Origin of the sequence: uncultured Psychroserpens sp. (assembly GCF_947503375.1) — a bacterium.
Taxonomy (GTDB): domain Bacteria; phylum Bacteroidota; class Bacteroidia; order Flavobacteriales; family Flavobacteriaceae; genus Psychroserpens.
The window spans coordinates 298,697-318,643 of record NZ_CANNDQ010000004.1; the positions used below are offsets into that span (position 1 = coordinate 298,697).

19 protein-coding genes and 1 tRNA gene are annotated in these 19,947 nt (G+C 32.3%); 15 read left to right on the plus strand and 5 right to left on the minus strand.

Translation table 11 applies throughout. The annotated features are described in order from the left end of the window. Positions 1 to 24 precede the first annotated feature (24 nt). Positions 25 to 384, plus strand: a complete 360-nt coding sequence (locus tag Q0876_RS09170) for a BlaI/MecI/CopY family transcriptional regulator (RefSeq protein WP_299226613.1) — start codon at positions 25 to 27, stop codon at positions 382 to 384. Positions 385 to 386: 2 nt separating this feature from the next. Next, the gene (locus Q0876_RS09175; protein WP_299226614.1) at positions 387 to 2,324 is read left to right on the plus strand and encodes a M56 family metallopeptidase; all 1,938 of its coding nucleotides are present in this window, start codon (positions 387 to 389) and stop codon (positions 2,322 to 2,324) included. Positions 2,325 to 2,387: 63 nt separating this feature from the next. On the opposite strand, the gene Q0876_RS09180 is transcribed toward Q0876_RS09175, so the two are convergent. Beyond that, positions 2,388 to 4,370 carry an endonuclease gene (locus tag Q0876_RS09180; RefSeq protein ID WP_299226616.1) on the minus strand — a complete coding sequence of 661 codons (1,983 nt, stop codon included), beginning with the start codon at positions 4,368 to 4,370 and terminating at the stop codon, positions 2,388 to 2,390. Between the two features lie 706 nt (positions 4,371 to 5,076). On the opposite strand from Q0876_RS09180, the gene Q0876_RS09185 reads away from it, so the two are divergent. From Q0876_RS09185 to Q0876_RS09210, 6 genes are all read left to right on the plus strand, one after another. After that, positions 5,077 to 5,934, plus strand: a complete 858-nt coding sequence (locus tag Q0876_RS09185; RefSeq protein WP_299226618.1) for a helix-turn-helix transcriptional regulator — start codon at positions 5,077 to 5,079, stop codon at positions 5,932 to 5,934. A gap of 97 nt (positions 5,935 to 6,031) precedes the next feature. Then, positions 6,032 to 7,639, plus strand: coding sequence for a serine hydrolase (locus Q0876_RS09190; protein WP_299226620.1), 1,608 nt, complete (start codon positions 6,032 to 6,034; stop codon positions 7,637 to 7,639). A 4-nt stretch (positions 7,640 to 7,643) separates the two neighbouring features. Beyond that, entirely contained in the window at positions 7,644 to 8,003 is a 360-nt protein-coding gene (locus tag Q0876_RS09195) for a VOC family protein (protein WP_299226622.1), read from the plus strand. After that, positions 7,993 to 8,766 carry a hypothetical protein gene (locus tag Q0876_RS09200; RefSeq protein WP_299226624.1) on the plus strand — a complete coding sequence of 258 codons (774 nt, stop codon included), beginning with the start codon at positions 7,993 to 7,995 and terminating at the stop codon, positions 8,764 to 8,766. The genes Q0876_RS09195 and Q0876_RS09200 overlap by 11 nt, the downstream gene beginning before the upstream one ends. Positions 8,767 to 8,880: 114 nt before the next feature. After that, the gene (locus tag Q0876_RS09205; protein WP_299226627.1) at positions 8,881 to 9,483 is read left to right on the plus strand and encodes a hypothetical protein; all 603 of its coding nucleotides are present in this window, start codon (positions 8,881 to 8,883) and stop codon (positions 9,481 to 9,483) included. A 145-nt stretch (positions 9,484 to 9,628) separates the two neighbouring features. Then, on the plus strand, positions 9,629 to 9,781 hold the full coding sequence (locus tag Q0876_RS09210; RefSeq protein ID WP_299226744.1) for an SsrA-binding protein: 153 nt from the start codon (positions 9,629 to 9,631) through the stop codon (positions 9,779 to 9,781). 160 nt (positions 9,782 to 9,941) lie between these two features. On the opposite strand, the gene Q0876_RS09215 is transcribed toward Q0876_RS09210, so the two are convergent. Together Q0876_RS09215 and Q0876_RS09220 are read right to left on the minus strand one after the other, a co-directional pair. Continuing rightward, entirely contained in the window at positions 9,942 to 10,661 is a 720-nt protein-coding gene (locus Q0876_RS09215) for a hypothetical protein (protein ID WP_299226629.1), read from the minus strand. Positions 10,662 to 10,854: 193 nt separating this feature from the next. Then, positions 10,855 to 10,928: transfer RNA gene (locus tag Q0876_RS09220), tRNA-Arg, on the minus strand. Positions 10,929 to 11,031: 103 nt separating this feature from the next. On the opposite strand from Q0876_RS09220, the gene Q0876_RS09225 reads away from it, so the two are divergent. From Q0876_RS09225 to Q0876_RS09255, 7 genes are all read left to right on the plus strand, one after another. Next, a complete protein-coding gene (locus Q0876_RS09225) occupies positions 11,032 to 11,592 on the plus strand; it encodes a YeeE/YedE thiosulfate transporter family protein (protein WP_299226632.1) in 561 nt (186 codons plus the stop codon). 1 nt (position 11,593) lies between these two features. Further along, a complete protein-coding gene (locus Q0876_RS09230; protein ID WP_299226635.1) occupies positions 11,594 to 12,007 on the plus strand; it encodes a DUF6691 family protein in 414 nt (137 codons plus the stop codon). 66 nt (positions 12,008 to 12,073) lie between these two features. Next, a complete protein-coding gene (locus tag Q0876_RS09235; protein ID WP_299226638.1) occupies positions 12,074 to 13,480 on the plus strand; it encodes a rhodanese-like domain-containing protein in 1,407 nt (468 codons plus the stop codon). Positions 13,481 to 13,597: 117 nt separating this feature from the next. After that, the gene (locus tag Q0876_RS09240) at positions 13,598 to 14,194 is read left to right on the plus strand and encodes a TetR/AcrR family transcriptional regulator (RefSeq protein ID WP_299226641.1); all 597 of its coding nucleotides are present in this window, start codon (positions 13,598 to 13,600) and stop codon (positions 14,192 to 14,194) included. A 149-nt stretch (positions 14,195 to 14,343) separates the two neighbouring features. Next, positions 14,344 to 16,698 (plus strand): efflux RND transporter permease subunit, encoded by a 2,355-nt coding sequence (locus Q0876_RS09245; RefSeq protein ID WP_299226644.1) that lies wholly within the window; start codon positions 14,344 to 14,346, stop codon positions 16,696 to 16,698. An 11-nt stretch (positions 16,699 to 16,709) separates the two neighbouring features. After that, entirely contained in the window at positions 16,710 to 17,483 is a 774-nt protein-coding gene (locus Q0876_RS09250; RefSeq protein ID WP_299226649.1) for an outer membrane lipoprotein-sorting protein, read from the plus strand. A gap of 107 nt (positions 17,484 to 17,590) precedes the next feature. Further along, positions 17,591 to 18,808, plus strand: a complete 1,218-nt coding sequence (locus Q0876_RS09255) for a hypothetical protein (protein ID WP_299226651.1) — start codon at positions 17,591 to 17,593, stop codon at positions 18,806 to 18,808. A 5-nt stretch (positions 18,809 to 18,813) separates the two neighbouring features. Here Q0876_RS09255 and Q0876_RS09260 read toward each other — a convergent pair whose 3' ends face one another. Both Q0876_RS09260 and prmA read right to left on the minus strand, forming a co-directional pair. Then, complete coding sequence (locus Q0876_RS09260; protein WP_299226654.1) at positions 18,814 to 19,089, minus strand: ATP-dependent Clp protease adaptor ClpS; 276 nt, start codon at positions 19,087 to 19,089, stop codon at positions 18,814 to 18,816. 16 nt (positions 19,090 to 19,105) lie between these two features. Then, positions 19,106 to 19,942, minus strand: coding sequence for a 50S ribosomal protein L11 methyltransferase (gene prmA, locus Q0876_RS09265; protein WP_299226657.1), 837 nt, complete (start codon positions 19,940 to 19,942; stop codon positions 19,106 to 19,108). Between the last annotated feature and the right edge of the window lie 5 nt (positions 19,943 to 19,947).

Consider the following 19,947-nt stretch of genomic DNA (forward strand, 5'->3'; position numbering starts at 1 on the left):
TTATCTATTTTAAACTCAACAATCGTGCAGAAATTAACGAATAAAGAAGAAGAAATCATGCACATCTTATGGAAGCTCAAAAAAGCTTTTGTTAAAGATGTCTTGGCAGAAATAAAAGAAGACAAACCTCATTACAATACGCTCTCTACAATTATAAGACATCTTGAAGAAAAAGGTTATGTAAGTTATAATGCCTATGGGAAAACACACCAATATTATCCTGTAGTTAGTAAAGAAGCCTATAAAGAACGTTTCATGAATACAGCAATTGAGAATTATTTTAATAGCTCTTATAAAAATGTCGTTTCTTTTTTTGCTAAGGAAGAAAAGATAAGTGTAGATGAGCTTAAAGAAATTATTGCATTAATCGAAAAAAATAAATAACCATGGATCATCTATTAAAAGCATCAGCCATCATTTTTATTTTCTATGTGTGTTACAAACTCTTTCTGCAACGTGATACTTTTTTCCAATCTAATCGTTGGTTCTTACTCTCTGGATTAATTTTAGCATCCTGTATTCAATTGATTGTTATTCCAATATATATTGAATATACTCCAGTAGAAACAACAAGTTTTGCAGCGGTAACCAACGTTATTGTTCCATTAGCAGAGCAGAGAGAAACTTTTGATATTCAACAATTACTTTTCTGGATCTATATGAGTGGTGTGATTTTTCTTCTTGGTAAATTTTGTATAGATTTTCTATCACTTAGAAAAATTTTAAAAACTGGAACTCTTACATATCACGGGAGCTATAAATTAATAGAGACCAATGTGCAAGTTACACCATTTTCTTTCTTTAATAATATTGTTTACAATCCGAAACAATTCGATGAAAAAGAATTACAACATATTATAAATCATGAAAAAGTCCACTCAAAACAGCTGCATTCTCTAGATACGATTATATCTCAATTTGCTTGTGTTTTCTTATGGTTTAATCCAATAATATGGCTTTATAAAAATGCACTTCAACAAAATTTAGAATTTATAGCCGACCAAAAAGCTCAGTATGTTTCTAACTGTGAAAAAACATATCAGACAGTACTCCTCAAAACAAGTTTACAAAATTATCAATTAGCAATCACAAATAATTTCTATACATCATTAATCAAAAAACGAATCGTTATGTTACACAAATCAAAATCAAACAAAGCTAATCTTTTTAAATACTTGTTAGTATTACCTTTACTCGCTTTATTTTTAATGAGTTTTAACACTAAAAATATTTACGTTGAAAAAGAAGTCCCTTTTGAAAGTACCAACAACATCATTAATCCGATTTCAGCAGAAGATCATAACCTTTACCATGAAGCACTCGAAATTGAAGTAAAAGAACCTGAAGTTGCTTTACTGAACACAAATAGAAATCAGATTAAAAGTGCTAAGCAAAATATTTCAACTGCAAAAGCGACGCTTAAAAGTCAAACAAAAAACAACGTAATAGGTCATACTACAACTATCAAACCTCTTAGCTTTGAGCACAATACAGATTTTGTAATTACGAAAGATTTTACTGATGCTGACTTAGACAACTTGAAAGACGAATTAAAGAAGCATGGTGTCACAGCAAAATTCAAAGGCATTAAGCGTAATAATAAAGGGGAGATTACAGCAATCAAAGTAGATATCAAGTCTGGTGGTTCAAGTAGTAATTACCAAACAAATTCAGACGCAGGTATTAAACCTATTAACATATCTTTTAGTGAGGATGGCAAGAACATTTCAATTGGTAATACACATTCTAATTACCATACTTCTACTGCTTATGTCTACAAAACAAAAAACGGGAAACACAAATTACATAAAACTGGCAAAAGCTCTAATGTGTATGTTATTGGAGAACGTAATGGTACTAAATCAAAAGTTATTGTAAATGGCAAAAAAATAAAGACACTTGGAAAGACTAGAGCGTTTGAAATTATCTCAGATGACGACGGCGAAAATGAAGAAGAAGTTGAACTTATTATACAAACTATTGATGATCGTGAAAATGATGAAGAAATTGAAATTATCATAGAAGAAGAGGAAGAAATAGAAGAAAATTATGATGTTGAAGTTATAAAAGGAAAAGTATTGGTAAGCAGAGGAAATAAGAGAGGTAAAGTGCATACCATTGGCAGAGATAAATCAATTGTAATCTCAGGAAGTACTGGTAAAAACCCACTGTTTATTTTAGACGGTAAAGAAATTTCTCCAGACAAAGCACACGATCTAGATCCAGACGATATTGAGAAAATTGAAGTTTTAAAAGGTGAAAGTGCCACAAAAAAATATGGAGAAAAAGCTAAAGATGGTGTTATTATAATTGTAACTAAATAGAACTAAATCAACCAAGATAGGATGATAAAGCCTGAACTAATGATCTAACAGTTCAGGCTTTTTTTATTTGACGATTATCTTTTTAGTTACAGTTTGTTCTTCAGAAATAAGCTTAAGCATATAGATTCCACTTGAAAGTTTCAAATCAATACTAGTTTCAGTATTAACTGTAGTAAATGACTTCAATTTTCTACCTTCTATTGAGAACACCAATAATTCGGCCTCACTTTTTAAACCTTTAATACTAATAACACCTTTTGTAGGGTTAAGATATACCTCTATTTTACTAGTTTCAAATTCAGTAATACCTAAAGGCTGATCCCAAATATTACCAACATTATTACCCCAAATGTATTCTACTAAATCAGGGTGATCAATGAATGGATTCCTGTTAAATTGCCATGTGTAAATAACATTGTTTCTATTCATTTCAAAATCGTCTGGTGGATCATTTCTATGCCAATCCAATAAAGTGGCTAAATCACCTAACTCTCCTGTAGAACCTTCAGGAAAACCATTTACAACCTCTAATCCGTTAAATCTCACTGCCATGTACAACACGCTTCTAGCAACATCTCCATAAAAACTACCCGCTGTAGCTACAGGACCAGTATACTGACCATAATGCTGATTACCACGAGTACTATTTTCTGGACCATCTGCAGCACGAAGCGCGTGCGCATCTGAATTTCCATGACGTAAAGAATCTGCTGTTGTATTCCAGAAGACTTCCCTCCCATCTGCTATTTCATCTTCTTCAATATCAAAAAAACCACCTCGAGATCTTGGGTAAGTATGCTCTCTATTCCATTTGCCATTGTTATTAGACGTTGTTTGAAAATCTAACTTAGGTCTACCTTGTTCGGTATACAACAACCATACTTGATTACTATTTAAAGGATTTTGATCAGCTTCCTTCAAAATATCTATGATATCTGCATAGGTTTGAGTTCTAACAACTCCTTCCTCAGCTATGATATTCTGTAATGCTTGTCTCAATACAGTATCAGATAATCCATCAAGTGTATTGTAATAATCTGCTGGTTGAGTGCTTGAAACAATTCCAGAAGTTGGGCTTAAAGGTGTACCATAAGCTGCAACTGTAAAATCGTTATCTACGATTCTTATATCAAGATTGTCATTCAATGCAATAAACTCTGCTGGCAAACTCTCAAATCTAACTCGTGCAACTTCATCGCCTTCATCGTCTGCATCATCAATAAGTGTAATTGTAGTTGATGCATTGGTTAGACCAATAGGAATAGTTATGGCAGTATTCCCTGAAAAATCTGAAGTATTGAACCCAGAATTATCTAATAAAATATTAAAATTCAATACATCAGTAGCAGGGTTTTGTAATGCAAAAGAAATATCAAAACTATCAGTTTCGTCGTATTGAGATTGATCAATAGTGAAACTAATTCCGTTCAAGACCACACCACTTCCATCATTAAGTTGTCTTGGTGTAGGCGTAGTAGAAGTATAAGTGACATTACCATCCATATCCTCAAACCTTTGAATAGAATTAGTATTATTACTAGAACCTTCATTGATTTGTTCAATAGTTGCGAAGTTTGGATCATCATTGAAAATGTCTATCATATCGATATCGTCAGCATCAGAGGTGTCATAGATTAGTACGTCTATTAAATTATCAATTGTAGCAACTGTCTCTTCGGGAAAATCAAAATCGTTAGCTTGATAAATAGCAACGGCATCAGCTCCATTTTGAATCACATTTTCAGAAATAAGCAATTGAGGCACTGGTGAAACCGAATTACTTCCTATTAATAATAAGCCATTAATATCTGTTGTAAAACCATCGAGATCTATTGTAAAATAGCTTGAGTTACCTCCAGAAGTTGATCCGTTAAAAAAAACGAGAACAAAGCCATCAAGGTTAAAATTTGGCACTTCAGAAAGCAGCTCAACAAACTCCATATTATCAGTACCTGGTGTATCACAGTCTAGTTCATTGATCACCACCTGAGAAAATACTGATTGACAGATAAAAAATAAAATAACAACGTTTAATAATGATTTCATCATTCTTAATTTTGCACAAATGTAATCATCAATTTGGGTATAATTAATTTACGGCTATATTAAATGACTAATTTTAACATAACTGGCCTAAACTACAACTCTATTAAGTTAAAATTAAAATCAAATTTTTATTTGATAAAAAGACCGAACTACCAAAAAGTAGCATTTTAAAGACAAAACTCTCCTTGGTTAAAAAAAAACATAAGAAAACCCCCCTTCAATTATTATAATTTATAATAATAATTAACATTTATAATTACAAATTATAACATTTATTAAGAAAGTCACATTATTTATGAAATGCATTTCATCTTTTTAGTTATAATTTTATATTCAATTTCATAGATTTCATATAAATCTTTTGGATAATGGTTTTTCATGGTGATATATTGAAAACTCAATCGAAAAAAATTAGCCAAGTATTAACCTTTAAAACCAAAAAATTATGATCACACTAGCAAAATTATTAATTGATGTTCTTTTCTCAATTGTATAAAAAACACCAGATTTAATATCTAACCAGAAATGTAAAACTTAGTCTAGAATAAGTTTTACATTTACTTTTAAAATCCAACTTCAAAAAACAGTTTTATTTTTAACTTAAATATTTAAGTATAACATCTCGATTATTTTTAAGGTTTAGAAAAATACCCTAAAGTTCTGTTAAAAAACGTAACGCTTGTGTTAAAACAGTTACTACACTAGTATGACCTTTAATAGAACTATTTTTAATGAGTTAAACTCTAAAGACAATGCTATAATTAAATCAAATGTTAAACAGTTTGAAGGTCAATTAGAAGCATCAGGTCTATCCATAAAAGTACCCATCAATGGTGTTGAAAATTACACTATCAATCACATCAATTATAAAGTAAAACCTGGTGAGTTCTTATTAGTAAACAAAGGCGAACAGATCTCTTGCCACTTAGATTCAAAAACTTCAGTTGAATCCATGTGCATCTATTTAAACTATGATGTTTATCAATCTATAATCGATACGCTGAGCAATTCTTATACATTAGACCATCAAGACAACGGTAATTCTAAACATTTGCTTTCAGACAAGTATTATCTTGAAAATTGCGATCTAAGTAATATGATAAAGCAACTAGCACAATGTAAGAATTTATATGATCTAACTGAAGAAGATTATATTACAATCTCCGAAAGACTTGCCAAACATCAAATGCAGCAATTTCAAATGGTTAATAGTTTAGGCGCGTTACATACTAATACCAAAATAGAATTACTTAAGCGACTGCGAACTGCCAAAGCTTTTATTAATGATAATTATTACAAAAACATAATGCTATCTGATATCTCAGAAGCCTCTTACCTATCAAAATACCATCTACTCAGATCATTTAAAGACGTTTACAAGACAACACCATATAAAGCTCTACAAAATAGAAGAATAGAAAAAGCCAAAATGCTTTTAGCTTTAGGGGAATCAATTCAAGATACAGCTTTGAAATGTGGCTTCAATGATAGGCGCTCATTTAGTAGAGTATTTAAAAAATCTGAAGGGATAACACCTCTAAAATTTCAATATCATAGCTCTTAAAATAAATAATTGATACACATTATTATTGCATTAGCAATAATTGTAACCTTTAATTACGTATTAAAATCTTTATTTGATACTCATAAAATAAAACTTCATGTACAATCAAAAATTTATCATTACTGCTTTAATATTTATTCTTACCATATCAGTCTGTGGCCTTTCCGAAAACATAAATATTGAAAATAATGAAACTACTATTGAAAATGGTCTTAATGAAATTATTGAAGAGCGAGGCATTCCTGGAATTACTTTGTCTATAACAGTTTCTGGAAAAACCACAACGTATTCCTCTGGCTTTGCAGATATTGAAACACAAACACCTATGAATAAAACACATAGAATGCTTTTAGGTAGTACTGGAAAATCAATATTTGCCGCACTAGCTTTAAAACTTGAAAGTGAAGGTGTTATAAATTTAAATGATAAGGCAGAAAACTATTTAGGTCATGAAACTTGGTTTACAAAAATTGCAAATCATGAGAATATTACCATAAGAAGCTTATTAAATCATACTTCAGGTGTCCCAGAATATGTGTATACTCGAGAATTATGGCAAACAATAAAAGACCAACCAAATAAAAAATGGACTGCTAAAGACCGAATGAGTCTTATTTCTGATATGCCTTCGAGATTTAATGTTGGAGAAGGCTGGTCATATGCAGATGCTAACTACATTATACTTGGTGCTTTGATAGAACAAGTTACTAAAAAAGACATCTACATTTTAGCCAAGGAAGAGTTACTACAACCTCATCATATGGTAAGCACCGATCCGTCAACACAACAACGTTTAGAAAACTTATCATCAGGCTATTCTGGAAACTTCTTCGGAACGTTATTTGGTGAAAAAATAGCCACACTAGGATTGTATAACCTTAACCCTCAATTTGAATGGACAGGTGGAGGTTTTATTACAACATCAGAAGATTTATCTAAATGGATCTATCAACTCTACAATAATAAAATACTTACCAAAAGTAATACTAAAGCAATGTTTCACTCAGCTATAAATAGAGTAACCGCAAAAGAGGATCGCTTTGGATATAGTTTAGGTACAGAAGTGTTTGAAACACGTTACGGCACAGCATATGGTCATACAGGTTTTATGCCAGGATATTCAACTTTTATGGCTCATTTTCCAGATTACGACACTTCAATCGCTTTTCAAATAAATATAGACCCTTACAGTAAACAACTAAAGAAAAGTGCATCAGTTTTTGAATTGATCGATGAAATTCTACCGCTAATACTTAAAACAAATAAAGTACATAAAAAAACCACTACGCTATATTTTGTTCGCCATGCGGAAAAAGCTAATGATGGCACAAGAAACCCTGGACTAACCAATGAAGGGAAATCCAGATCAGAATTGATTTCTAAAATTATGGGATCTAAAAACATAAACGCAGTTTACAGTACAGCCTACAAACGAACTACAGAGACTGCACAACCTTTAGCAAAATTAATTGGTAAGAATGTTAACTTTTATGATCCAACAAACACGACCTCCATATTAGACATCATTGCAAAAAATGAAGGTCAAAACATTGTTATTGTTGGTCATTCAAACACCATACCTGCAATGCTCAACTTTTTAGAGAAAAGCAGTAATTATCAAGTAATACCAGAAGCTGAATATGACAATCTTTTCAAAGTAATGTATTCAAGCAACAAAACTATTGTATCAGAAAACAAATATTAAACTTATGAAAAACGGAATGTATAAAAGTGATCCAGTTTTAGCATCATTAGAAATAGAAAAGACAGTTACCTTTTATGAAAAGAAATTGGGTTTCAAAAGGTCTTGGTGTGATGCCAATTATGGAATTGTTAATAGGGATAAGATCTCTATTCATTTTTGGCATTGTAACGACAAGATATTCCCTGAAAACACGAGTTGCTATATCTATGTAGATAATGTAGAGAAGTTATTTGATGAGTATGAGAAAAAAGGAGTGGTACATCCCAATGGAACCTTAGAGAATAAGCCTTGGGGCATGAAAGAATTTGCAATTTTAGACCATGATGGTAATATGATTAAATTTGGAGAACTCAATGAAAACTAAAATAAAGACATGTTTGACAGCACTATCCATATTTTTTTTATGTATAGCTACTCATTCACAAACAAGTGAGGTAAATAATAGAGAGGTATCTAATGATACCAATCCTACTATTATAACAGATTGGTATAACAGAGTTGATATTTCCAAATTAAATAACACATCAGATGCTTATAGCATTGTTTGGAAAGGCGAAGTAGCCGGCTCAATGAAATATCATAAAACTATAGAAAATGGCAAACTCATTATACAAGACACTTCAGAACTAAAAGGGATTGTATGGGAAAAACTAGATGTGTCAATTAATCTGGAAGATATGTCTATGAATACAGGAGATGTCACAGTAAATTATCCTCAAAATAAAACTAAAATGTCTGGTAATGTAGAATGGGTCGGACAAAATATACAAGGAACTTACACTATAAATCAAGAAAACGATATAAAAACCATCCCAATCGATTTTAATCCAAAGAATAGAGTTTTAGGAAGAGCAGCCATTTTTGCACTAATACCAGCTTTGCCAATAAAAGAAAGTATAGAATACAAGATCGACATGTTTGCATTTTCTAATGCAGAAATATGGCATATGAACTTGAATGTGATTGGCAAAAAAAATATCACATGGCATAATAAAGAGGTTGAGGTCTATCAAATAAATCTAACTGGCGGCAAGGTAAATAACATAGTCTATATGACCACAGATGGATCTGGAAAGCTACTTCAAATTGACGTTGTTGGACAAGACATGCAAGTTATTTTAAATTGATCAATTAATATTTATCCCATTAATTTAATTATAAGCAATATTTGAACCCAAGGTTTAATTCGTAGAAACTAATTTTATATTAATTAATCAATCAATACAAATTCAATCAAAAAAATGACAGTTCAATTCAAAACAAAAAGCACTTTGTGGATTGCCTTTTTACTCATAACTATTGGCGCTATAGACGCTCAAAATAAAACTGTAGTTGAAGTACAAGAAGCGCCAGCTACCAAAGAAAAAACTAAAAAAAAGCTACATAAATATCTTGGTGACAAAAAAAAGAATGATCAAAAAACTATTGAAGTTATCGAGATCGATGTAAATAGCAACAAAAAAACCAGCACAGATTCTGAGGTGATTTATACAAAACCTAACAGCAACAGTAATACAACATCATCTTCATCTTTTTCATATTCTTCTGCTAATGGGAAACCAAACATTGGAAAATATTCCGTTGCAGAATATTTTGATAAAAAAAAGAATAAACAACGTGAAATATTAGAAACTAGGCTAATTCAAATGGCAATTGAGGCTGGTTATATTACTGACCAGGACTCAATTGCCGACTTTAAGATCACTCAAGATTCAGTTTTGATCAATGGTAAGATAATTGTAGGAGAATTTGCAGAGTCTATTCAAACTGAGATAAAGGAAACCATTGACCATGGTGAACAATATAATTTCAATTTTTCGAGGACGATCTTTTTCAAAAACTGATGTTTAGTGTTGTTTATGAATGTAGAGCCTTAATTATTAGTTTTATTAAGGCTCTTTTTTATTATATAAACTTTAAGATTAGATATAAGTCAATAATCGTTTGACTTGACCATATAAAATCTGTATTTTTAAATCACTTTAAGACATCATGCAACAGTTTTTTAAAATACTAGCTAAAATCAATAGACTCATCTTACCGAGTTATTCAAAGCGCAAGCTAGACCTTAGCAAAGCATCAAAACTACAAATGGCAATTATTGGTTGGCGCGTATATGTAACCAAACGTGCTTTAGGCTAATAAATTAATATATTAAAGGAAAAGAGCTTTATTTAATTAATATCTATTTTATGTAGTATGGCTTTATTCTTAACCATAAAACATTTCCTTGAAAAATTTCCGTTTAACTGTGTTATTATAAGTGTACAAAATAAGTCTTGTTCACTTTATATTACTTAAACTAATTTTGTTCACCAACGATTACGGTGAGTCTTGCTGTTGCAGTTACTGCTTCACAATTGCTTATCGCGTCTGGCAAATATATCAATGAGCCACTACCAGTACTTGTATTAGCATGGTAAACTCCTGGAGTGTATTCTGTAAGATGGCTGGCACCAGAACCAACATTGTTACCAGTTGGTAGTACAGTCTCTGGCGTCCATGTATATGTTCTACCTACGTTAGATGGAATAGGATCTGGAGCATAGTCTAAAATTTCTAAGTGATAACTTATGGCATCTTCTACAGCGGTAACTTCAAAATAATTTACAATACCATAACCACCTGCACCTTCCCACCATCTACATTCTATATCCACCTCTATAATGATCACTTCAGGTTCTGTGGCAAAAAAATATGGCGCTTGTGAAGTTCCACCATTACCATCTCTAGCCTCAACATAGCCTTCGTAATTTGTTTCTGGTTCAAGACCAGAAAAGCTATAACTCTGCGTCGTTCCTCCTGATGCAATCTCTTGTCCGTCAAGGATAATAGCATAAGTAACCTCATCGTCATCTGGATCAATCGCTTCTGTCCATTCTATAGTTGCCCCATCAAACCTTGTTTCTATCGTATTTGAAGAAAAAATACCTGGTGGATTGTTATCAGGATCATTTTCACTATCAGAACAAGCCATAAATAAAAATATAGTAAAAATGACCAAGTAGCTGTATGCTTTCATAATAATTGAGTTTAAGGTTAACACTTTTTATACTTAATCGCATAATTTTAAAAATGTCATCACCCATACTTTTTTTTAAAAGCATATTTTTTTCTAATAGAATAGTATTTAACAAGAAATAAAGGCAGAGTTCAAACAAAATGTCTGAAATAAAAAACGGAGAACTTATAATCTAATAAGTTCTCCGTTGTAGTGACCATGGCAGGATTCAAACCTGCAACCTCTTGAGCCGTAATCAAGTGCGCTATTCAGTTGCGCCACATGGCCTTTTTTGTGGGTGCAAATATAGAACTTTTCTCAAAAAGAATCCAAACTATTTATTTCAAAGTTACGAAATTAGTATTTTTGAGTTTCATTTCAACCATTTATTATGGAAGCTATCTTACAACCATGGCCTTGGTATGTTTCTGGGCCGCTCATTGCAATGATCATGTTTATCCTTATTTATTTTGGAAAAACATTTGGCATGTCTTCAAACCTTCGTACACTTTGCGCTATTGGAGGTGCAGGAAAAAAGGTAGCGTTTTTCAATTTTGACTGGAAATCGCAACGCTGGAATCTTACAGTTGTTCTTGGTGCCGTTATTGGAGGATTTATTGCGCATCATTACTTATCTGTTACAACAAATATCGATTTAAATCCTAAAACTGTTGAAGCTTTATCGCAATTGGGCTTTGAAAATACAGGTCAGTCATTACTACCTGATGAGTTATACAGTTGGGATGCGATCCTAAGTATAAAAGGGCTTTCAATACTCATAATTGGAGGTTTTTTAGTAGGCTTTGGAACACGCTATGCTGGTGGTTGCACCTCTGGTCATGCCATAACTGGTTTGAGTAGTTTGCAATTACCTTCTTTAGTGGCAGTTATCGGTTTTTTCCTTGGTGGTCTAATTATGATTCATTTATTGTTTCCTTTAATTTTTAGTTAATATGAAGTATTTGAAATTTTTAATAGTTGGAATAATCTTTGGAATTGTACTGGTAAAATCGGAAGCTGTATCGTGGTATCGTATTTATGAGATGTTTAAATTTGAATCGTTTCATATGTATGGCATCATAGGAACAGCCATAGGTACTGGAATAATCCTACTTCAAATTTCGAAGCAGCTAAAGATCAATAATATTGAAGGGGAACTTGTACATGTTCCAAAAAAACAAAAAGGTTTATTTCGCTATATCATAGGTGGTACACTTTTTGGTTTGGGTTGGGCATTATCAGGCGCATGTCCTGGACCAATGTATATATTAGTTGGGACAGGTATCTTAACAGTTTTAATCGTTATTGCGGCTGCAATTTTAGGAACTTATGTGTATGGTATCATTAAAAATAAACTACCACACTAGTCAAACCTGATTTTTGTCAGTTAATAGAACAGAATACTTATTATCTTTGCAACAAATATGTTTCCAATGAAAATAGAACAAATTTATACAGGATGTTTAGCCCAAGGAGCTTACTATATAGAATCGAATGGTGAAGTTGCAATTGTAGATCCATTGCGAGAAACTCAAGCTTATGTTGATAAAGCTAATGAGAATAAAGCAAAAATTAAATATGTTTTCGAAACGCATTTTCATGCCGATTTTGTTTCGGGACATGTTGATTTAGCAAAAAAAACAGGTGCGACCATTGTTTATGGTCCTGGTGCAGAAACAACTTATGACATACATTCGGCAAAAGACAATGAAACATTCAAGCTTGGAAATATCATTATTAAAGCACTTCATACGCCTGGGCATACTTTAGAGTCTACAACCTATCTTTTAATTGATGAAAACGGAAAAGATCATGCTATTTTTTCTGGTGACACACTTTTTCTAGGTGATGTAGGGCGACCAGATTTAGCCATAAAATCTGATCTTACAAAAGAAGACCTAGCTGGTATGCTTTACGATTCACTTCGCAATAAAATCATGCCACTTGCAGATGATGTAATTGTATATCCAGCTCATGGAGCAGGTTCAGCATGTGGGAAAAATTTAAGTAAAGAAACGGTAGGCACTATCGGTGATCAAAAAAATACTAATTATGCTTTGCGTCAAGACATGAACAAAACAGAATTCATAGAAGAAGTGCTTGACGGTATGCCTCCTCCACCTCAATATTTCGCAAAAAATGCCATGATGAACAAAACTGGTTACGATAGTTTTGAAGCCGTTTTGAAATCTGGAAATTCACCTCTAAACCCCGAAGACTTTGAAGCAATGGCCAATCATGAAGAAGCCTTAGTTTTAGATGTAAGAACAGAAAGTGAATTTATTAAAGGACACATCCCTAATTCAATATTTATTGGACTAAATGGACAATTTGCACCATGGGTTGGCGCATTAATCACAGACTTGAAACAACCCATCTTACTCGTAGTTCCTGAAGATAAAAGTGCTGAAGCAGTAACGCGGCTTTCTCGAGTTGGTTACGATAATACACTTGGTTATTTAGAAGGTGGTATAGAGGCTTGGAAATCTTCAGGAAAAGAAATTGATACACTATATTCTATAACTGCAGAAGAGTTCGCCAATCGAGTAAAGCATCAAGATATAAATATTCTTGATGTGAGAAAAGATGGAGAGTATAATAGCATGCATTTAGAAAACGCACAACACTTTGCATTAGACTTTATAAATAGTAAAATGAATGAGATATCAAAAGACAAAACATATCACATTCACTGTGCAGGAGGCTACAGAAGTGTTATAGCTGCATCCATTTTAAAAGCTAGAGGTTTTCACAACTTGGTAGATATAGCTGGTGGATTTGGAGCTATAAAAAAAACAGATTTACCTACAACAGATTTTATTTGCCCCTCAACACTTTAGCTAAAAAACTAAAAATCAAAACATTAAAATAAATTTCATGTGTTTATAAAAAATTTAACACTTAATAATTTCATTTACTAGACGAGTGGTCATATATTTGTTCTATAGAAATTTTAAATGCGTAAAACCTTAAAACACGATCTTAAAGCAGATGCCCTTCTAGAAAAGGGTATAGAATTATTGTGGTCTAAAGGATACAACGCAACTAGTGTTAACGATATTGTAAAAATAGCAGGAATCCCGAAAGGTTCGTTTTATTTCTATTTTGAAAGTAAAGAAGATTTTGCCGTTAAGGCTATAGAAAAATACTTTGAAGGTCACTTTACTCCAGCTCAAGAAATTTTAAAGGATAAAACTGTTTCTCCTAAGCAACGTCTAATCAATTTTCATGAATTTAGATATAATATTCTAAAACATGATATGGATTGTAAAATGGGATGTATGGCTTGTAACTTAGGAAGTGAAATGGCTGAGCATAGTGAATTGATAAGAACAAGTATCCTAAATAAAGAACAGCAGATAATTGCTTTAATTACTGAAACTATTCAAGAAGCACAAGATTATGGAGAAATAGACAACTCTATGGATGCAAAAGATATAGCCACGTTTATTGAAGATGCTGGTAAAGGAGCTATGACGACAATGAAAGAAATGAAGAGTTCCTATCCTATAGATAATTTTATGAACATGATTAGAAATGTTCTATTAAAATGATTTTTTTTATTTAATTAATAGATGACTGGTCAATTATAAATATTCCATTTTATTGTCCTCTATTATATAGTAGTAGTCGTCTTATAAATAAAATAATTAATAAACTGAATCAAAATACTAATTGACTGGTCAACTAAATTAATCAAATTATGAATGCACTAAAAAAAGTAAGTAACGTTTCAAACAAATTTGCAAAGCAATGGGCAGAATTTGTAATCAAAAGAAAATGGTATGTTTTTATAGCTACTATTCTTCTCGCTATGGGTTTAGGTTCTCAAGGAAATATGGAATTTGATGGGGATTATCATGTTTTCTTTAGTAAATCAAATCCTGAACTTGAAGCCTTTGACGCATTACAAGAAAAATATACTAAAGACGATAATGTGATTCTTGTATTATCACCTTCAAATAAAAATGTTTTCACCAAAGAAAACTTAACAGCAATTGAAGAGTTAACATCTGAAGCATGGAATACGCCATATTCATCACGTGTAGATGCTTTAACCAACTTTCAACATACAAGCGCAGTAGGTGATGATCTTTATGTTGATGATTTGTCATACGAATCTTCACTGAAAAGCGAATCAGACATCTTAGAAATTAAAGAAAAAGCCTTAAAAGAACCGTTGCTTGTCAACCGAATCCTTAATGAAAGTGGCAGTGTAACAGCCATCAATATTACAGTAAGACTTCCTGGTAAAGATAGTGCAAAAGAAATTCCAGAAGTAACTGCTTATGTTAGAAATATGGTTGAAGACTTTAAAGTGAGATACCCTAACTTTGAAGTGCATTCTTCAGGTTTAGTTCCGCTAAATACAGCTTTCTTTGAAGCCTCAATGCGTGATTTGATGCTTACCATGATAATGCTTATAATCGTTATCATAACAACATTTATTCTCACTCGAAATATTTACAGCACTATAGCTACATTCATTGTCGTGATGTTTTCAATTATGAGCGCTATAGGATTTGTTGGCTTAATGGGAATTAAACTAACACCACCATCTTCCGTTTTCCCTACCATGATACTCACATTAGCTGTAGCAGATAGTATACACATATTAATAACTATGCTACAAAAGATGAGAAAGGATGGTCTCAGTAAAACAGATGCATTGATAGAATCGATGCGTTTAAACTTCATGCCAGTTTTTATTACAAGCCTTACCACTGTAATAGGTTTCCTAACCATGAATTTTGGTGATGTTCCTCCTTTTTGGGACTTAGGAAATATTACTGCATTTGGTATGACTATGGCGTTTATATATTCTACCACTGCTCTACCAGCACTAATGGCTATTTTACCTGTTAAATCAAAAGTAAAGCGGAATAAAGCAGAAGTCATCAAAAATAATTGGTATTCTACTTTGGGAGAATTTGTTGTAAAACAGCCACGTCGATTAACTATAATTTCAATAGTGATCATTGGAGGACTTACATTCTTAGCAACAAAGAACACATTCAATGATGAGTTTATCAATTATTTTGATCAAAGTGTAGAATTTAGAACAGATACAGATTATATAAGTGATAATCTGACAGGGATATACAATATAGAATACTCAATTGGTAGTGGTGAAAGTGGTGGAATTAATAACCCAGAATACCTTAAAAACTTAAATGCTTTTGAAGATTGGCTAAATGAGCAACCCGAAGTGGTTCATGTAAATGCATTTAGTGAAGTTGCGAGACGTGTTAATCGTTCTATGCATGGTGATAACGAGCAATATTATCGTGTACCAGACAATCGTGAAGAAGCCGCTCAATATTTACTATTATATGAATTATCACTTCCTTTTGGTCTTGATCTTAATAATCAAATTAATGTTGATAAATCTGAAACTAGGGTCACCGTAACCATAGAGAATGTTTCAAGTGCAGAAATGATCACATTTGCAAAAAAAGGAGAAACATGGTTAAAAAGCAATACACCAGAACCAATGCATGCCATTGGGGTAAGTCCAACACTTATGTTTTCAAAGTTAGGCTTTAGGCAAGCAGATAGTATGTTCAAAGGCAACATTGTAGCTCTAATTTTAATTTCACTGGTGCTTATGCTAGCTCTCAGAAACTTTAAACTTGGTTTATTAAGTATTATCCCTAATGTAACACCTGTGCTTGTTGGCTTTGGTATTTGGGCACTTTATAAAGCTCAAATCAATACAGGAATGGTAATCGTTTTCGGAATGACTTTAGGTATCATTGTAGACGATACAGTACACTTTATGAGTAAATTCTTAAGAGCTAGGCGCGAACTAGGATATGACGCTAAGCAAGCCGTTATTTATGCATTTGAAACTGTTGGTAAAGCACTAGTCACAACCACGTTAGTACTTATTGCAGGTTTTGCAATATTATCTACTTCGTCTTTTGCGCTTAATAGTTATATGGCTAGAATAACAGTCATTATTATTATTTCAGCTTTACTAATCGATTTTATCTTATTACCATCATTACTCATATTGACAAGCAAAAAAGACAGTTTATTAAAAGCAAAAAATTAAAACATATAAAAATGAAAAAATTAATTATTACAACAATCGTATTATCATTCATTGGGCTTTTAAATGCTCAAACACCAGAAGAGCGTGGGTTAGAAATAGCTAAAGCTGCAGAGGAAGCAGATCTAGGGTTTAATAGTTCCACCGTAGAATTAAAAATGACGCTAAAAAATAAAAATGGACAAACTAGCGAACGCTCTTTGACTACAAAAACTTTAGAGCTTACTGAAGATGGTGATAAATCTTTAATCGTTTTTAATAGTCCTAAAGATGTTAAAGGCACCTCTACATTAACGTTTACTCATAAAATAGGCTCAGATGATCAATGGTTGTATTTACCTTCTATAAAGCGAGTAAAAAGAATATCTTCTAACAATAAATCTGGACCCTTTGTTGGTAGTGAGTTTGCTTACGAAGATCTTTCATCTCAAGAAGTAGAAAAATACACGTACAAATTTCTTGAAGAAAATGGTAGTATTTTAGTTGTAGAGCAAGATCCTATTGATCCAAAATCTGGATACACAAGACGAATAGTAAGTTACAATAAAGACAAAGGATACAGAATAGAAAAAGTTGAGTTTTATGACAGAAAAAATGCACTTCTAAAAACCTTGTCATATTCTGGTTATAAACTCTATAAAGGGAAATTTTGGAGAGCAGCTGTATTCAATATGGTCAATCATCAAAGCAATAAAGAAACTCGATTAGAATTTAGCAACTATAATTTTGACGTTAATTTAAGTGATGACGACTTCACTCAAGTGGCTTTAAAAAGATCTGGGAATTAATAGCAATAAAAAGTGACAATATCGTTAGCTATATACTTCATGGTTTTAGTTAGTGGTTGGTTAATAGCAGTAGCTTACGGTATTGCACTTTTACTTTAAAAGAATTTATGAAATTTCAAAACCCTTTATTGCAAATTTTAATTGCAATAATAGTTACGCTTCAAATAAACGTATCGGCTCAAACCGATAAAAAAAATAAAACTATCACTCAAGATTTTGAACTTGAGGTTGAAACAGAATACCGCTACTTTATTGATGAAGCGCAATTTGATGACCAACAAGATCATTTTCCAGCAATTGCATTTTTACCAGAATATAACTTACAATGGAATGATGGATATGAAAGCTTAAATTTTACCGGTTTTCTCAGAATAGATAAAGATGACAATAGAACCCATTGGGATATCAGAGAATTGTATTATCAGAAAGCAAATAGTAACTGGGAAGTTAGTTTAGGACTTAAAAAAGTATTTTGGGGCGTTACTGAAAGCAATCACCTCGTTGACATTATTAATCAAACTGATGCCGTAGAATCGTTTGATGGTGAACAAAAACTAGGCCAACCTATGGTTCAATTTACCCTCACTACTGATTACGGCAATTTTGACATTTTCTATTTACCATATCATAGAAAAAGGGCTTTCTCAGGTAAAAAAGGACGATTGCGTTTTCCAGTAATAATAGATAGAGACGATATTACCTATCAAAGTCGTGCTAAAGAATGGCGTCAAGATATTGCTTTTAGATGGTCACACTATTTTGGTGCGTTTGATGTAGGTTTATCTCATTTTTACGGCAATGGTCGTGAGCCTTTATTTACGATCAATTCTAATGGTGAACTCAACGCATTCTACCCTATAATACATCAAACTGGTTTAGATCTTCAAGCAACACACAATGCTTTTTTATGGAAACTAGAAGCCATATATCGTAGTGCAGATGCTCAAGATTTCTTTGCACTAACTGCTGGATTGGAATATACCTTTAGTAACATTGATGGAAATGGTTTAGATATAGGATTACTTGGCGAATACTTATTTGATGATAGAGATGAATTAGTGCTAAATGCTTTACAAAACGATGCTTTCTTTGGAAGTAGAATAGCTTTAAATGATACGCAAGACACCTCTCTTTTAATTGGAGGAATTAAAGACTTAAAAACCAATAGCAGTATTTTTAGTTTGGAAGCTTCAAGACGTATTGGAAGTAGTTGGAAAGCTGAAATTGAAGCACGCTTTTTTAGTAATATTGATGCAAACGAATTTATTTTGTCAAACTTTAGTCAAGATAGTTTCTTTAGACTTTCAGTCTCAAAATTCTTTTAAACCTATTACACTATTTCAGCACTCAAACCTGCTTGTAAAAGCATTGAACAGCGAGGTTTTAGTTCGTCATAAGAACCTGTTTTTACAGTACATTTTCCTTTATAGTGTACAATAATTGAACATTGTTCAGCTTGTTCGGGAGTATGATCACAAGCATAAATGAGTGTGTCAATAACATGATCAAATGTATTAACATCGTCATTGAATAATACAATTTCGTTGTTTTTCAAGACCTCTTCATCGAGAAGGGTCTCCTCCGATGTTTTTTCTCTAGTACTCATTAACATAAGTTTACTACTAATTTACAAATTTTAGGGCAACCCAATGATTTTTTTCTAAAGTTTCAACGTGAGAAAGTCCAAACTTATTACACACATTCTCAATTATTTCTATATCATCTTTATAAAAACCACTTAAAAATACCATTCCGTTTTTATTTAAACTGGATACATATATTTTTAGATCATTAAGTAGGATGTTTCGGTTAATGTTAGCTATAATGATGTCGTAATGCTTATTCACTAGCAAGCTAGCATCACCTTCTAAGACTGTGATATGCTTGCATTGGTTATGCTCAACGTTTTCTATACTATTAACGTAACACCAATTATCATAATCAATTGCGTCTATAGGTTGTGCCCCTTTTAATTCTGCCAAAATCGCTAGCACTCCAGTACCACAACCCATATCTAATACAGACTTATTAGTAAAGTTATTTTTCAAGATATGCTGAATCATCATATGAGTGGTTTCATGATGACCAGTACCAAAACTCATTTTTGGTTCAATGATTATATCATATTCAGTATCTAGAACCTCATGGAATGGCGCACGTACTGAGCAAACTTTATCTACAACGATTGGGTTAAAATTCTTTTCCCATTCTTCATTCCAATTGGTTTGTGCGATGTCTTCAAAAGTGAAAGAAATATCAAACTCTTCAGAATTAAGGATTTGTACTGAATCAAGAATATCTTTATTCCAATCTTCTTTTTGAATATATGCGGTAACACCTGTTTCGGTTTCAACAAAACTTTCAAAACCTGCATAACCTAACTCTGCAATTAAAATTTCAACTCCAGGTTGCAAGGGATTTACCTTGAAATAATAACCAATGTAAATGGTATTTGACATACTAA

Excerpts from the sequence above, each read along its gene's own strand:
- Q0876_RS09255 (WP_299226651.1), top strand. The coding sequence starts at position 17,591 with ATGAAATTTCAAAACCCTTTATTGCAAATTTTAATTGCAATAATAGTT.
- Q0876_RS09185 (WP_299226618.1), top strand. The coding sequence starts at position 5,077 with ATGACCTTTAATAGAACTATTTTTAATGAGTTAAACTCTAAAGACAAT.
- Q0876_RS09245 (WP_299226644.1), top strand. The coding sequence starts at position 14,344 with ATGAATGCACTAAAAAAAGTAAGTAACGTTTCAAACAAATTTGCAAAG.
- Q0876_RS09215 (WP_299226629.1), bottom strand. The coding sequence starts at position 10,661 with ATGAAAGCATACAGCTACTTGGTCATTTTTACTATATTTTTATTTATG.
- Q0876_RS09235 (WP_299226638.1), top strand. The coding sequence starts at position 12,074 with ATGAAAATAGAACAAATTTATACAGGATGTTTAGCCCAAGGAGCTTAC.
- prmA (WP_299226657.1), bottom strand. The coding sequence starts at position 19,942 with ATGTCAAATACCATTTACATTGGTTATTATTTCAAGGTAAATCCCTTG.
- Q0876_RS09205 (WP_299226627.1), top strand. The coding sequence starts at position 8,881 with ATGACAGTTCAATTCAAAACAAAAAGCACTTTGTGGATTGCCTTTTTA.
- Q0876_RS09260 (WP_299226654.1), bottom strand. The coding sequence starts at position 19,089 with ATGAGTACTAGAGAAAAAACATCGGAGGAGACCCTTCTCGATGAAGAG.
- Q0876_RS09225 (WP_299226632.1), top strand. The coding sequence starts at position 11,032 with ATGGAAGCTATCTTACAACCATGGCCTTGGTATGTTTCTGGGCCGCTC.
- Q0876_RS09240 (WP_299226641.1), top strand. The coding sequence starts at position 13,598 with ATGCGTAAAACCTTAAAACACGATCTTAAAGCAGATGCCCTTCTAGAA.
- Q0876_RS09175 (WP_299226614.1), top strand. The coding sequence starts at position 387 with ATGGATCATCTATTAAAAGCATCAGCCATCATTTTTATTTTCTATGTG.
- Q0876_RS09195 (WP_299226622.1), top strand. The coding sequence starts at position 7,644 with ATGAAAAACGGAATGTATAAAAGTGATCCAGTTTTAGCATCATTAGAA.
- Q0876_RS09180 (WP_299226616.1), bottom strand. The coding sequence starts at position 4,370 with ATGAAATCATTATTAAACGTTGTTATTTTATTTTTTATCTGTCAATCA.
- Q0876_RS09190 (WP_299226620.1), top strand. The coding sequence starts at position 6,032 with ATGTACAATCAAAAATTTATCATTACTGCTTTAATATTTATTCTTACC.
- Q0876_RS09200 (WP_299226624.1), top strand. The coding sequence starts at position 7,993 with ATGAAAACTAAAATAAAGACATGTTTGACAGCACTATCCATATTTTTT.
- Q0876_RS09230 (WP_299226635.1), top strand. The coding sequence starts at position 11,594 with ATGAAGTATTTGAAATTTTTAATAGTTGGAATAATCTTTGGAATTGTA.
- Q0876_RS09250 (WP_299226649.1), top strand. The coding sequence starts at position 16,710 with ATGAAAAAATTAATTATTACAACAATCGTATTATCATTCATTGGGCTT.